The sequence below is a fragment of the Streptomyces sp. NPDC002144 genome (genome assembly GCF_053593695.1).
Genome location: NZ_JBSFDB010000029.1, coordinates 1 through 13,608, shown reverse-complemented (window position 1 = coordinate 13,608; position 13,608 = coordinate 1). Strand labels below are relative to the sequence as shown.

The following is a 13,608-nucleotide window of genomic DNA, read 5'->3' as shown; positions in this document are numbered from 1 at the left end:
TGAGCCGGGACAGGCGGAGAGCGGCGGCGGGGGCAGATCCAGGGGCCGGCGCTCGACCGTACTGAGGATCGCCGGCCTCACCATGGCGGGACTGCTGGTGCTGGGCGCCGGGGCGGCGGGGTGGGTGTACTGGCACCTCGACAGCAACATCAAAAGCGTCGACATCAACCAGGCGCTCGGCGACGACCGTCCGGCGAAGGCGGTGACGATCCCGTCCCCCGGGGCCTCCGAATCCCCGCTGCCCACCGGCTCCCTGAACGTCCTCGTCCTCGGGTCCGACTCCCGCAGCGGCAAGGAGAACAAGGCGCTCGGCGGGGGCAGCAGCTCCGGCGCCCGGTCGGACACCGCGATGGTGGTGCACATCGACGCGGGCCGGAAGGACGCGACCATCGTCAGCATCCCGCGCGACACGCTCGTCACCCGCCCGTCCTGCCCGCTGAAGTCGGGTGGCTCCACGGCCGTGGCCCACAACGCCATGTTCAACAGCGCCTACTCCGTGGGCGGCCCGGTGTGCGCGGTGAAGACGGTCGAGTCCATCACCGGCGTCCGCATGGACCACTACATCGAGATCGACTTCTCGGGCTTCGCGAAGCTGGTGAACGCCCTGGGCGGGGTCACCGTCACCACGGACCAGGACATCGACGACGACGACAGCCATCTGCACCTCGCGGCCGGTACCCACCATCTCGACGGCAAGCAGGCCCTCGCCCTCGCCCGCACCCGGCACGGCATAGGCGACGGCAGCGACCTGGGCCGCATAGGCCTCCAGCAGAAGCTGGTGAAGGCCTTGCTGGAGCAGATCTCCTCGACGAACCTCTTCACCGACCCCGCCCGGCTCTACTCCGTCGGCGACGCCCTGACGGACAGCCTCACCACCGACACGGGCCTGGACTCCATCAGCGAGCTGGTCGGGTTCGGGCGCAGTCTGAAGGGCCTGACCGCGCAGCACCTCAAGACGGTGATGATGCCGGTGGTCACGGCCCCCTCCGACCCCAACCGCGTGGTGGCGAAGGAACCGGCGGCGAGCGAGCTGTGGGAATCGCTGCGCTGAGCAGCGCAAGGATCAGTCGCTGCGCTGAGCAGCGCACAGAGAAGTCGCTGCGCTGACCAGCGGAAACAAGGGCGGCGGAAAAAACTTCGGGGAAATGCGGCGTGCCTGTCGATCCCCGGCCTCCTCGATCGACGCACTGGTGAAAGGCCGGACAGCGACCGGCCCCGGACCGACCGAGGAGTCACCATGCCCCGCTACCTCTCCCTCGTACAGATCGACGAGAAGACCGCCCCCGCCGAGGGGCCCAGCCCCGAGCTGATGCAGCGGATGGGGGAGCTGATCGAGGAGATCACCAAGGCCGGCGTGATGCTGGACACCGCCGGGCTGACGCCGTCCGCGCAGGGCACGCGGGTGCACTGGCAGAACGGTGAGATCTCCGTGACCGACGGGCCCTTCACCGAGTCCAAGGAGGTCGTCGGCGGCTACGCGATCATGCAGTGCAAGGACAAGGCCGAGGCACTGGAGTGGACCAAGCGGTTCCTGAAGGTGCACGAGGAGCACTGGACGGTGACCTGCGAGGTCAGGGAGATCGCGGAGGGCTGAGCGCCGCTTGGCCCGAGGCCCGTCGGGGGTGTTGCATGGTGGGCTGTGGAACAGCAGCCCACCGCCACCCGTGCCGTCGACACCGTCTTCCGCCTCGAGTTCCCGCGCATCGTCGCCGGCGTCACCCGGATCGTCCGTGACGTCGGCATCGCCGAGGAGCTCGCCCAGGACGCCCTGGTCGCCGCGCTGGAGCAGTGGCCCCGGGACGGTGTGCCGGACAACCCGGGCGCCTGGCTGACGGCCACCGCCCGGCACCGCGCCGTCGACCTGGTCCGGCGCCGGGAGAACTACGCCCGCAAGCTGGCGGAGATCGGCCGCAGCCTGGAGACGACCGCGCCGCCCGAGGAGCCCGCCGACCCCGAGGACATCGACGACGACCTGCTCCGGCTGGTCTTCACCACCTGTCATCCCGTCCTGTCCGCCGAGGCCCGCACCGCCCTCACCCTGCGGCTGCTGGGCGGCCTGACCACCGCCGAGATCGCCCGCGCCTTCCTCGTCCCCGAGCCGACGGTCGCCCAGCGCATCGTCCGCGCCAAACGCACCCTCGCCACGAAGAACGTCGCCTTCGAGGTGCCCTACGGCCCGGACCGCGAGGCCCGTCTCGGCTCCGTCCTGGACGTCATCTACCTGATCTTCAACGAGGGGTACGCCGCCACGGCCGGCGACGACTGGCTGCGCCCGGCGCTGTGCGAGGACGCGCTGCGGCTGGCCCGTGTGCTGTCGTCGCTGATGCCGAAGGAACCCGAGGTGCACGCGCTGGCCGCCCTGCTGGAGTTCCAGGCCTCCCGCGCCGCGGCCCGCACCGGCCCCGGCGGCGAACCCGTGCTGCTCAAGGACCAGAACCGCCGCCGCTGGAACCGCATGCTCATCGCCCGTGGCATCACGGCCCTGCACCGCGCCGAGGCCACCGCCACCGGCGCCCCGGGCCCGTACACCCTCCAGGCGGCGATCGCCGCCTGCCACGCGCACGCGTACACCTACGAGGAGACCGACTGGACGAGCATCGCCACCCTCTACGGCCTGCTCGCCGCCCGCGCCCCCTCCCCGGTCGTCGAACTCAACCGCGCCGTCGCCGTGTCGATGGCGGAGGGTCCGGAAGCGGGGCTCGCGATCGTGGACACCCTCGCGGCGGAACCCGCCCTGCGCGACTACCACCTGCTCCCCAGCGTCCGCGGCGACCTGCTGGAGCGCCTCGGGCGTACGGCCGAGGCCCGCGCCGAGTTCGCGCGGGCGGCGGAACTCACCCGCAACGAACGGGAACGGGAGCTGCTGCTGCGGCGGGCGGCCGGAGCGGGGTGATCAGGCGGGGTGTCCGACGAGCATGGTCGGCGCCCCCGCCACCCGGGTCAGGAAGACGGTCGCCGAGTTGGGGCCGGCCGGCTTGACCTTCTTCCTGAGTTCCTCGGGCTCCACCGCCGACCCCCGCTTCTTCACGGTCAGCGTCCCGACCTCCCGCTCCCGGAGCAGGGCCTTCAACTTCTTCACGTTGAAGGGCAGTTGGTCGGTGATCTCGTAGGAGGTGGCGTACGGGGTGGGGAGGAGGGCGTCGGAGGTGACGTACGCGATGGTGGGGTCGATCAGGCCGGCGTCCAGGTCCTCGGCCACCTCGGCGACCAGATGGGCGCGGATGACGGCGCCGCCGGGCTCGTACAGGTAGCGGCCCACCGGGCGGACCCGGGGATCGGGGAGCCCCCTTCCGAGCAGGGTGCGGGGGCCGGGGAGCAGCGTGGCGCGGACCGCCCCGGGCGTCGTCCCGAACCACAGCACGGCCTCCTTCACGTCCCCGCCGTCCGAGATCCACTCGGCCTCGGCGTCCTCGGGCACGGCCTCGTGCGGGATGCCCGGGGCGACCTTCAGCGCGGCGGCCCGGGACGCCTTGCGGGCCGCCCCGACGGCCCAGGACAGGGGCGGTGAGTAGGCCTCGGGGTCGAAGATCCGGCCGCGTCCGCCGCGCCGTGCCGGGTCGACGAACACGGCGTCGTACCCCGCCGTGTCGACCTCCGTGACATCGGCCTCCCGCACCTCGATCAGGTCCGCCAGCCCGAGCGCCTCGGCGTTCGCCCGCGCCACGGCGGCCGTCGCCGGGTCCCGGTCCACGGCCAGGACCCCGATCCCCGCCCGGGCGAACGCGATCGCGTCCCCGCCGATCCCACAGCACAGGTCGGCGACGGACCGTACCCCCATGGCCTGGAAGCAATCCGCCCGGTACGCCGCCACGCTCGCCCGCGTCGACTGCTCCACCCCGTTGGGTGTGAAGAACATCCGCCCGGCGTCCGCCGCCCCGAACTTCGCCGCCGCCCGCTGCCGCAGCCGCGCCTGCCCGAGGGCCGCCGACACCAGGTCGGCGGGGTGCTCGCGGCGCAGCCGGGTCGCCACGGCGAGCTCGTCGGCCGGGGCCGTGTCACGCACCTCGTCGAGGAGGGCGCGGCCTTCGGGGGTGAGGAGGAGGGCGAGGTCGTTCACCGGGTCATTGTGGGCCAGTCGGTGGATGGTGTGCCCGGGGACGCGGTGTCGGGCCGGGATCGCGGGCCCGGCCTGCGAGGATCCGGCACCATGCGAGCAGTCGTACAAAACGATAAAAACGGGGCGTCCCGGAAGCGGCGAGTCCGTGGCGGGATCGCCGTGCTCGCCGTCGCCGCCATCGCCTCCGGCTGTGCGACGGGCGACGGCCAGGAGGTGCGCCCGGCCTCCGGCCAGCAGCCCCTGAAGGCACCCGAGGCCCGCGCCCTGGACTCGTACGCCCTGAAGCTGCGCGCGGCCCTCACCGCCCGGGCCGCCGCCGCGCGGCGCTGGGGGCTGCGTCAGGTGCCCCTGACCGCTCCGCCGCCACCGGCGCACAAGCCGCGGATCACCGCCCGCAGGGGCTTCGAGGTGGACGACCAGGAGGAGCTGGACCTCCCGCCCGTCTTCACCACGGTTCCCACCCGGCAGAGGGTCGTCTTCCTCACCATCGACGACGGCGCCGAGAAGGACCCGGCGTTCCTGCGGATGATGAGCGAGCTGAAGATCCCGTACTCGGCCTTCCTCAGCGACTTCCTGGTCAAGGACGACTACGGGTACTTCCGCCGGATGCAGTCCGAGGGCGTCACCCTCAACAACCACACCCTCACCCACCCCTATCTGCCGGGGCTCTCCTACGAGCGGCAGCGGCACGAGATCTGCGGCATGCAGGCGGTCATGAAGAAGCAGTTCGGCCGGGCCCCGACCGTCTTCCGGCCGCCCTTCGGCAACTACAACCGGGACACCCTGCGCGCCGCGAAGTCCTGCGGCATCCGGTACGCGCCGATCTGGGACGAGGAGGTCTTCGTCGACCACTGGGAGTACCGCGAGGACGACCAGGACCTGCACCCCGGCGACATCGTGCTCACCCACTTCCGGGGCCGCGACGAGTGGAAGGGCACCATGGTCGACGACATGCGGCGCTTCCTGAACAAGGTCACGGCCGAGGGGTACGCGGTGGCCCGCCTGGAGGACTACCTGTGAGGCTCCGGGAGCTGGCCGCCGGGGTTCTGGCGCTCGCCCTCCTCACCGGCTGCGCCCAGTCCGTCGACCCCATCGAACGGCTCGGCAGGAAGGCGGCGCAGGAGGTACGGCCGCACGGTCACGCCGGCCGGCCCGTGCGGTCGTACCGCCGCTGGGGCCTCCAGGCCCCGCTGCCCCGTGCCCCGCGACCCGCCCGCGCCCCGGCCCTCCGCCCGGCGGGCCCGGCCCTCCCCCTGATCGTCTCCCACGTCCCCACCCACGACCGGGTCGTCTTCCTCACCTACGACGACGGCGCCGCGCGGGACCCGCGCTTCGCCGACATGGTCCGTGAACTCCGGCTGCCCGTCAGCGTGTTCACCGCCGACGGCACCGCCGCCCCGGTCCACGGCCACCTCCCGCGTCCACGGCCGGCCGACGCGGGCACCCACGGTCCCCGCCTCGGCCGCACCACCCTGCGCGGCCTGCCCTACGCCGGCCAGCGCGCCGAAATCTGCGGCCGGCCCGACCGGCCCCGGCCCCGTCTGTTCCGGCCGCCCCACGGCGCGTACGACGGCACCACCCTCCGCGCGGCCGGTGACTGCGGGGTCACGGCGCTGGTGCTGTGGTGCGTGTCGATGAACTCCGCCGGCCGGCTGACCTACACCCGCACCGCCCGCCACCTGACCCCCGGCGACATCGTCTCCGTGGCCCCGGACGCCGCGACGGGCCCACCCCTCACCCAACGCACGTCCCGCCTCCTCGCGCGTCTGGAGGAACGGGGGCTGACGGTGGGGCGTCTGGAGGACTATCTGTAGCCGAGGCCGCCGGCATCCGCCCCGCACGGGTCACGGCGAACCCGTCCCGGAAGAACCGGAAGAAGAAGAGGGCGAACGCGAGGGCGGCCGTCGCCTGCCCTCCCAGCCACACCGTCGCGCCCCACGCGTGCCCGTTCAGCGCCAGGGGGCCGCGAACACCAGGTCGAAGGCGCGTTCGGCTGGAAACTGGACCGCGAGCCCGCAGCCGTCGGACGACTGGGACCGGGAGGGCAGGGGTTGGCGGTAAGCGTCCGGGCGGCGGAGGGGACCCTCTCGCGTGGCACCTGTCGCTGGCCACGCCGGCGCGCCCTACGTGTGCGCCTTGGGTGCCAGGACGTCGGCGAATGCCAGGCCGAAGGCGCGTTCGGCCGGAAGGAGGCCCGTGAGCGTGCAGCCGTCGGACGGCAGGGACCGGGAGGGCAAGGGGGGTGGTAAGCGTCCAGGCGGCGGAGGGGCCCCTCTCGCGACGCGCCTGTCGCTGGCCAGTCGGCCCGCCCTACGTGTGGCCCCTTGGGGGCCAGGACGCCGGCGAACGCCTGGTCGAAGGCGCGTTCGGCCGGAAGCAGGACCGCGAGCGCATAGCCGTCGGACGACTGCGACCAGGAGGGCAGGGGGCGACGCGACGGTATACGTGTCCAACACGGCGGACGGGACCTCTCGCGAGGCATCCAGCGACCGGATCGCGGGCCGACGCGCCGCTCGGGATTAGCAGTCCGCTTGACCGAGTGCTAATCGCGGTCATAGTCTCGGCTCTGGCACTCCCCCCTGGAGAGTGCCAAACAAGCGACGGGCAGGTCCGGCACCCGCGACGACGGATCCACCTGGTCGCCACCTCAGACAGTTAACCCCGTGAGATCTCCGAAGGGGGAGGTCGGATCGTGACGACCGCCAGCTCCAAGGTTGCCATCAAGCCGCTCGAGGACCGCATCGTGGTCCAGCCGCTGGACGCCGAGCAGACCACGGCCTCTGGCCTGGTCATCCCGGACACCGCCAAGGAGAAGCCCCAGGAGGGCGTCGTCCTGGCCGTGGGCCCGGGCCGTTTCGAGAACGGCGAGCGCCTGCCGCTCGACGTCAAGACCGGCGACATCGTGCTGTACAGCAAGTACGGCGGCACCGAGGTCAAGTACAACGGCGAGGAGTACCTCGTCCTCTCGGCCCGCGACGTGCTCGCGATCATCGAGAAGTAGTACCGCCTCAGAGTTTTTCCACGCTGCGCCCCCGGCCCCCGCGACCACTAAGAAGCCGGGCGCCCGGGGCGCAGTGTCTTTGTTACAACCCACAGATCCGAGAGGGCTCCCGCTGTCATGGCGAAGATCCTGAAGTTCGACGAGGACGCCCGTCGCGCCCTCGAGCGCGGCGTCAACAAGCTGGCCGACACGGTCAAGGTGACGATCGGCCCCAAGGGCCGCAACGTCGTCATCGACAAGAAGTTCGGCGCGCCCACCATCACCAACGACGGCGTCACCATCGCCCGTGAGGTCGAGGTCGAGGACCCCTACGAGAACCTCGGCGCCCAGCTGGTGAAGGAGGTGGCGACCAAGACCAACGACATCGCGGGTGACGGCACCACCACCGCCACCGTGCTCGCCCAGGCGCTGGTGCGCGAGGGCCTGAAGAACGTGGCCGCGGGTGCCTCCCCGGCCGCGCTCAAGAAGGGCATCGACGCCGCCGTCGCCGCCATCTCCGAGGACCTCCTCGCGACGGCCCGCCCGATCGACGAGAAGTCCGACATCGCCGCCGTGGCCGCGCTGTCCGCCCAGGACCAGCAGGTCGGCGAGCTGATCGCCGAGGCGATGGACAAGGTCGGCAAGGACGGTGTCATCACCGTCGAGGAGTCCAACACCTTCGGTCTGGAGCTGGACTTCACCGAGGGCATGGCCTTCGACAAGGGCTACCTGTCCCCGTACTTCGTCACCGACCAGGAGCGTATGGAGGCCGTCCTCGACGACCCGTACATCCTGATCAACCAGGGCAAGATCTCCTCGATCGCCGACCTGCTGCCGCTGCTGGAGAAGGTCATCCAGACCAACTCCTCCAAGCCGCTGCTGATCATCGCCGAGGACGTCGAGGGCGAGGCCCTGTCGACCCTGGTCGTCAACAAGATCCGCGGCACCTTCAACGCGGTCGCGGTCAAGGCCCCCGGCTTCGGTGACCGCCGCAAGGCGATGCTGCAGGACCTGGCGATCCTCACCGGCGCCACGGTCGTCTCCGAGGAGGTCGGCCTCAAGCTCGACCAGGTCGGCCTGGACGTGCTGGGCTCCGCCCGCCGCGTCACCGTCACCAAGGACGACACCACGGTCGTCGACGGCGCCGGCAACTCCGAGGACGTCACGGGCCGCGTCGCCCAGATCAAGGCCGAGATCGAGAACACGGACTCCGACTGGGACCGCGAGAAGCTCCAGGAGCGCCTCGCGAAGCTCGCCGGCGGCGTGTGCGTGATCAAGGTCGGCGCCGCCACCGAGGTGGAGCTGAAGGAGAAGAAGCACCGTCTGGAGGACGCCATCTCCGCGACCCGCGCCGCGGTCGAGGAGGGCATCGTCTCCGGTGGTGGCTCCGCGCTGGTCCACGCCGCCAAGGTGCTCGAGGGCTCCCTCGGCAAGACCGGCGACGAGGCCACCGGTGTCGCCGTCGTCCGCCGCGCGGTCGTCGAGCCGCTGCGCTGGATCGCCGAGAACGCCGGCCTCGAGGGCTACGTCATCACCTCCAAGGTCGCCGAGCTCGACAAGGGCCAGGGCTTCAACGCCGCGACCGGCGAGTACGGCGACCTGGTCAAGGCCGGCGTCATCGACCCGGTCAAGGTCACCCGCTCCGCCCTGGAGAACGCCGCCTCCATCGCCTCCCTCCTCCTGACGACCGAGACCCTGGTCGTCGAGAAGAAGGAAGAGGAGGAGCCGGCGGCCGCGGGCCACGGTCACAGCCACGCCCACTGACGCACCGCAGCACGAAGGCCCGGCACCCCCTGGGGGTGCCGGGCCTTTCGGCGTCTACTGCTCCAACTGGTCCAGGGCGCCCAACTGCGCCATCAGCCCGAGCCGGTCGTACTGCCACCAGCCCTCGACGATCTTCCCGTCCTCGTCGCACCGGAAGATGGTCGCCCCGGTCATCACGACGTTCCGCCCCGTGGCGGGAAGCCCCATGAACTCACCGGTCTGGGTGCCGCGCCAGGTCCACCGGGTGCACACCCGGTCCCCGTCCGCGATCTGGTCCTCGACGTCGAAGGCGAAGTCGAAGCCGGCGCGCCACATGCCGATCTCCCGCCGTATGGCGTCCATGCCCATGGTGTCCTGCTCGTTGGCGGGATCGTGGTCGTGGTAGTTCTCGGCGATCAGGTCGTCGAGCGGCGGGAGATCGCCCTTGACGGCGATCGTCTCGAAGAACCGCCGTACGTTCGCCGCGTACAGCCGGTCGTCCCGCACCACGTCCAGGTCCGTGAAGGTCGGCATCTCCTCGCAGAGGGCCACCATCTCCCGGAAGATCTTGTCCGTCTCGGGCAGGTTCGAGTTCCGCATCGCCTCCTCGTACGACGGGAACTCCACGATCTCGATGAAGTGCGACGCGTCGGAGTGGTCCTTGCCGACCACGGCGTGCGTCGCCGTCCGCTTCCCCCTGGTCTGTTCGACCCATGTGTCCATCAGCCGGTTCATGTCGTCGAAACGGCTGGTCCTGCAGTCGATGAGCTGTACGAAGGTCATGGTGCTGCCTCCGGTCCGCCTGGGTCCGGTTGAACACCCCCATTCTCTGCCCGCCGGCGTCATCGGGCCATGCAGCGCTACTGCGCCCCTACTGCGGCCCGTACTTCCGCCCCGTCCGCGAGGTGATCCCGCCCAGCAGGGCCCTCGGCGTCACCTTCACGATCCCCATCAGGGCCTTGTACCGGGGGTCCGGGATGGAGAGGGACTTGCCACGGGCGAGATCACTCAGCGCCGCCGCCACCAGTTTGTCCGCGTCGAGCCACATCCAGCCGGGGATGTTGTCCGTGCCCATGCCGGCCCGCTGGTGGAACTCCGTGCGCACGAAACCGGGGCACAGGGCCATCAGGCGTACCCCGCTGCCCGCGAGATCCTTCGCCGCGCCCTGCGTGAACTGCACGACCCACGCCTTGGACGCGCCGTAGGTGCCGCGCGGGACGAAGGCGGCGACGGAGGCGACGTTGACGACACCCCCGCGGCCCCGCTCCCGCATCGCCTCCGTCGCCGCCGACGTCAGCCGGAGCACCGCCTCGCAGTGGACCTTGAGCATCTTCAGCTCGTCGGCCATGGGGACGTCGAGATAGTGGCCCTTGTTGCCGAAGCCGGCGTTGTTGATCAGCAGGTCGACGGGGTTCCTGCGGTCGGAGAGGCGGGCGGCCACCGTCTCGATGCCGTCGTCCGTCGCCAGGTCCGCCGTCACCACCTCCACCTCGACGCCGTGCCGGTCGTGGAGTTCGGTCGCCTGTTCGTGCAGCCGCTTGGTGTCCCGGGCCACCAGGACCAGGTTGTGCCCGTCCGCCGCCAGCCGCCGTGCGAACGCGGCGCCGATGCCCGCCGTCGATCCCGTAATCAGAGCCGTTGTCATGGCCCAAGCGTAGTTACCCGGAGGCAAGGGGTCCGATCCGCGGGCGGGCGGTGAGGGGGGTTCAGGTGCCGTACTTCTCGAGATACTTCCGCGCGTTGGCCAGCGCCTCCGGATGCAGTGCGTCCCCGGCCGCCAACAGCCTTGGCAGCAGCGTCCGTTCGGTGGTCACCGCGCGGAACTGCAGGGCCACCGTCACGTCGTGGGCGGGCCGGTGCACGATCTCGACCGGATCGCCGGACCGTATCTCGCCCGGCTCGATCACCCGCAGGTACGCCCCGGGCGCGCCCTTGCGCGTGAACCGCTTCACCCACCCCCGCTCACCCATGTGGCCCTGGAAGGTGCCGCACGGGATCCGCCCGCAGGTCACCTCCAGCACGACCCGGTCCCCGATCCGCCACCGCTCGCCGATCAGCGCGCCCGAGACGTCCAGGCCCTCGGTGGTGAGGTTCTCGCCGAAGGAGCCGTTCGCCAGCGGGCGCGCCAGCTCGCGCTCCCAGGCGTCCAGGTCCTCGCGCGCCATGGCGTACACCGCCTGGTCGTCCCCGCCGTGGTGCTGCCGCTTGCACACCGCGTCCCCGGCCAGCCCGCTCCCGCCGACTCCCTTGGGCCCGGGCGCGGCCACCCGCACCGGCCCCGCCACCGGCCGCTTGTCGATGCCGGTCACCCCCTCGGGGTTGTCCGTGTACGGCACGGCCCGCGCGCTGCCCAGATTCACCGACAGAAGCCTCATGACGGAAACGGTAGGCCGCCGGGTCTCAAAGCGTCGACCGATTATTCGGCGCCGTACCAAAGCCTCACTTATCCTTCGCCTATCCTCGAAGGGTGATCGAGGCCCGTCATCTCCGTGTCCTGCGCGCCGTCGCCACCACCGGTTCCTTCTCGGCGGCCGGACGCGCACTGGGCTGCACCCAGCCCGCGGTCAGCCAGCAGATGAAGGCGCTGGAGGCGTCGGTCGGCACCCCGCTGCTCGTCCGCAGCGGACGCGAGATGCGGCTCACCCAGGCGGGCGAGGCGCTCGTCCGGCACGCCGGCACCATCCTCGCGGGGCTCACCGCCGCCGAGGAGGAGATCGCCGCCATCGCGGGCCTGCGCGCCGGGCGGGTACGGCTCGTGTCGTTCCCCAGCGGCAGTTCCACCCTGGTACCGGCCGCGCTCGCGGCCCTGCGCGCGGCCCACCCCGGCACCCGGGTCTCCCTCGAGGAGGCCGAACCGCCCGCGTCGGTGGAGATGCTGCGCGAGGGCGAGTGCGACGTGGCGCTCGCCTTCCGGTACGAGGGCGCGGGCGGCCAGGAGGGGGAGTGGGACGACCTCGTCGTACGGCCGCTGCTGAGCGACCGGCTCGTCGGGCTCGTACCGGAGCGGCACCGGCTCGCCGGCGCCGGGTCCGTGGCCATCGGGGAGCTCGCGGACGAGCCGTGGATCGCCGGATGCCCGCGCTGCCGTGGACAGTTGGTGGAGGTGTGCGAGGGCGCCGGGTTCACCCCGCGGATCGACTTCGCGACCGACGACTACCCGGCCGTGGTCGGTCTGGTGGGCGCCGGTCTGGGCGTGGCGGTACTACCGCAGCTCGCCATCGAGTCCGTACGGCCACGCCACGCGCGCGTGCTGACGCTGCGGCCCGCGGTGCGGCGGGAGATCGTGGCGCTGACGCTGCCGGACCTCGCCCAGGTGCCGGCCGTCGCGGCGACCCTGGACCACCTCGCGCACGCGGCGGCCCGGCAGCCGTAGCGCGCGGGGCGAGGAGAGACGCGCGGGGGCGAGGAGAGACCGCGGGGGCGAGAAAAGAAGGGCACGCGTGCGTGCCCTTCTCGTCGGGAGCTCAGGGTCCGGGAGCTTGGAATCCGGAACGCCGAAACGTTCCTTCAGTTGTTCGGGACGCTGCCCGCGCCAGTGGCCCCCGCCGACACCAGCCGGTTCCGCGCCCGCCCCATGAGTTCTTCGCGCTCGTCCTCGGTCAGGCCGCCCCACACGCCGTACGGCTCTCTCACCGCCAGCGCGTGCGCCGCGCACTGCGCGCGCACGGGGCACCTCATGCAGACCTCCTTGGCCGAGTTCTCGCGAGCGCTCCGGGCCGCGCCTCGCTCGCCCTCCGGATGAAAGAAGAGCGAGCTGTCCACCCCGCGACAGGCAGCCAGCAGCTGCCAGTCCCACAGGTCCGCGTTCGGTCCGGGAAGGCGGGAGAAATCTGCCATTACGTGACCCCTTGTAGCCGTTCTGAGCGGATACGGTGCCCACGACCGTACATCTCTCATCTAAGGAGATGAAAATATGACTCATTGCGAATCTAGCCTCAGACACCAGCAGATGGGAAGAAATAGGGCTGAATGGGGCACTGGTTGTGATGAAACGTTGAGGGTCGGCTCCGCATGTCTGCGCCGTGTCCGCTCCCTCACGTAGAGTGCCGAAGATGGCACACGGCCCCGTAACTCTTTCGAGTGACCGTCGTTGAGAGTGCGGAGGCGGTTGAAACAAGAAGTGCTCGGGCTAGTGTCCGAGACAGTCGACCGCACAGGTGACGATTTCGTACCAGCCTGGAGGCTCAAGGTGACGTGCATCAGCTGCGGAGGGCGGCCATGACATCCGTCCTCGTCTGCGACGACTCCCCGCTTGCCCGAGAGGCGCTCCGCCGCGCGGTCGCGACCGTGCCCGGCGTCGAGCGCGTGACGACCGCGGCCAACGGCGAGGAAGTCCTCCGCCGCTGGGGCGCCGACCGCTCGGACCTGATTCTGATGGACGTACGCATGCCCGGACTGGGCGGCGTCGAGACCGTGCGCCGGCTGCTGTCCGCCGACCCAGGCGCGCGCATCATCATGCTGACCGTCGCCGAGGACCTGGACGGTGTCGCTCTCGCGGTCGCCGCCGGGGCGCGGGGCTACCTTCACAAGGACGCCTCCCGCGCGGAGTTGCGCGCGACCGTGACGCAGGCGCTCGCCGACCCGACCTGGCGGCTCGCCCCGCGGCGGCTGCGGTCCGCCGAGATGGGGGCGGCGCCGACGCTCACCGCGCGGGAGATCCAGGTGCTCGAAGGGATGAGCCACGGACGGTCCAACGCGGAGATCGGGCGGGAGCTGTTCCTGTCGGAGGACACCGTGAAGACGCACGCTCGGCGGCTGTTCAAGAAGCTGGGCGCGTCGGACCGGGCGCATGCCGTGGCACTCGGCTTCCGGTGGGGTCTGGTTCGCT

The 13,608-nt window shown here is 71.3% G+C and carries 14 protein-coding genes; 9 read left to right on the top strand and 5 right to left on the bottom strand.

Annotated elements, in window-relative coordinates; all coding sequences use genetic code 11:
- Positions 1–82: 82 nt before the first annotated feature.
- The 3 genes from ACWCQ1_RS34790 to ACWCQ1_RS34780 all read left to right on the top strand — a co-directional run bounded on the left by ACWCQ1_RS34790 (position 83) and on the right by ACWCQ1_RS34780 (position 2,893).
- Positions 83–1,051, top strand: coding sequence for an LCP family protein (locus ACWCQ1_RS34790; protein WP_358593349.1), 969 nt, complete (start codon positions 83–85; stop codon positions 1,049–1,051).
- A gap of 186 nt (positions 1,052–1,237) precedes the next feature.
- Positions 1,238–1,594, top strand: coding sequence for a YciI family protein (locus tag ACWCQ1_RS34785; protein ID WP_133043238.1), 357 nt, complete (start codon positions 1,238–1,240; stop codon positions 1,592–1,594).
- 45 nt (positions 1,595–1,639) lie between these two features.
- Positions 1,640–2,893: an RNA polymerase sigma factor gene (locus ACWCQ1_RS34780; RefSeq protein ID WP_358593225.1), complete on the top strand. Its 1,254-nt coding sequence runs from the start codon at positions 1,640–1,642 to the stop codon at positions 2,891–2,893.
- Here the strand turns inward: ACWCQ1_RS34780 and ACWCQ1_RS34775 are convergent, their stop codons facing one another.
- Positions 2,894–4,057 carry a THUMP-like domain-containing protein gene (locus ACWCQ1_RS34775; protein WP_451028182.1) on the bottom strand — a complete coding sequence of 388 codons (1,164 nt, stop codon included), beginning with the start codon at positions 4,055–4,057 and terminating at the stop codon, positions 2,894–2,896.
- 90 nt (positions 4,058–4,147) lie between these two features.
- On the opposite strand from ACWCQ1_RS34775, the gene ACWCQ1_RS34770 reads away from it, so the two are divergent.
- From ACWCQ1_RS34770 to groL, 4 genes are all read left to right on the top strand, one after another.
- Positions 4,148–5,077, top strand: coding sequence for a polysaccharide deacetylase family protein (locus ACWCQ1_RS34770; protein ID WP_358593227.1), 930 nt, complete (start codon positions 4,148–4,150; stop codon positions 5,075–5,077).
- On the top strand, positions 5,074–5,871 hold the full coding sequence (locus ACWCQ1_RS34765) for a polysaccharide deacetylase family protein (protein WP_451028181.1): 798 nt from the start codon (positions 5,074–5,076) through the stop codon (positions 5,869–5,871). The genes ACWCQ1_RS34770 and ACWCQ1_RS34765 overlap by 4 nt, the downstream gene beginning before the upstream one ends.
- An 878-nt stretch (positions 5,872–6,749) precedes the next feature.
- Positions 6,750–7,058 carry a co-chaperone GroES gene (gene groES, locus ACWCQ1_RS34760; RefSeq protein WP_055493212.1) on the top strand — a complete coding sequence of 103 codons (309 nt, stop codon included), beginning with the start codon at positions 6,750–6,752 and terminating at the stop codon, positions 7,056–7,058.
- A 117-nt stretch (positions 7,059–7,175) separates the two neighbouring features.
- Positions 7,176–8,801, top strand: coding sequence for a chaperonin GroEL (gene groL, locus ACWCQ1_RS34755; RefSeq protein ID WP_358593229.1), 1,626 nt, complete (start codon positions 7,176–7,178; stop codon positions 8,799–8,801).
- A 54-nt stretch (positions 8,802–8,855) separates the two neighbouring features.
- On the opposite strand, the gene ACWCQ1_RS34750 is transcribed toward groL, so the two are convergent.
- The 3 genes from ACWCQ1_RS34750 to ACWCQ1_RS34740 all read right to left on the bottom strand — a co-directional run bounded on the left by ACWCQ1_RS34750 (position 8,856) and on the right by ACWCQ1_RS34740 (position 11,155).
- The gene (locus ACWCQ1_RS34750; RefSeq protein WP_451028180.1) at positions 8,856–9,563 is read right to left on the bottom strand and encodes an ester cyclase; all 708 of its coding nucleotides are present in this window, start codon (positions 9,561–9,563) and stop codon (positions 8,856–8,858) included.
- Between the two features lie 88 nt (positions 9,564–9,651).
- Complete coding sequence (locus ACWCQ1_RS34745; protein ID WP_133043231.1) at positions 9,652–10,425, bottom strand: SDR family NAD(P)-dependent oxidoreductase; 774 nt, start codon at positions 10,423–10,425, stop codon at positions 9,652–9,654.
- Positions 10,426–10,486: 61 nt separating this feature from the next.
- Complete coding sequence (locus ACWCQ1_RS34740) at positions 10,487–11,155, bottom strand: MOSC domain-containing protein (protein WP_451028179.1); 669 nt, start codon at positions 11,153–11,155, stop codon at positions 10,487–10,489.
- Between the two features lie 92 nt (positions 11,156–11,247).
- On the opposite strand from ACWCQ1_RS34740, the gene ACWCQ1_RS34735 reads away from it, so the two are divergent.
- On the top strand, positions 11,248–12,153 hold the full coding sequence (locus tag ACWCQ1_RS34735) for a LysR family transcriptional regulator (RefSeq protein ID WP_358593231.1): 906 nt from the start codon (positions 11,248–11,250) through the stop codon (positions 12,151–12,153).
- A 134-nt stretch (positions 12,154–12,287) separates the two neighbouring features.
- Here ACWCQ1_RS34735 and ACWCQ1_RS34730 read toward each other — a convergent pair whose 3' ends face one another.
- Entirely contained in the window at positions 12,288–12,617 is a 330-nt protein-coding gene (locus ACWCQ1_RS34730) for a WhiB family transcriptional regulator (protein ID WP_358593232.1), read from the bottom strand.
- 381 nt (positions 12,618–12,998) lie between these two features.
- On the opposite strand from ACWCQ1_RS34730, the gene ACWCQ1_RS34725 reads away from it, so the two are divergent.
- Positions 12,999–13,608, top strand: a 610-nt coding sequence (locus tag ACWCQ1_RS34725; RefSeq protein WP_003948568.1) for a response regulator transcription factor, incomplete at its 3' end; no start/stop codon positions are given.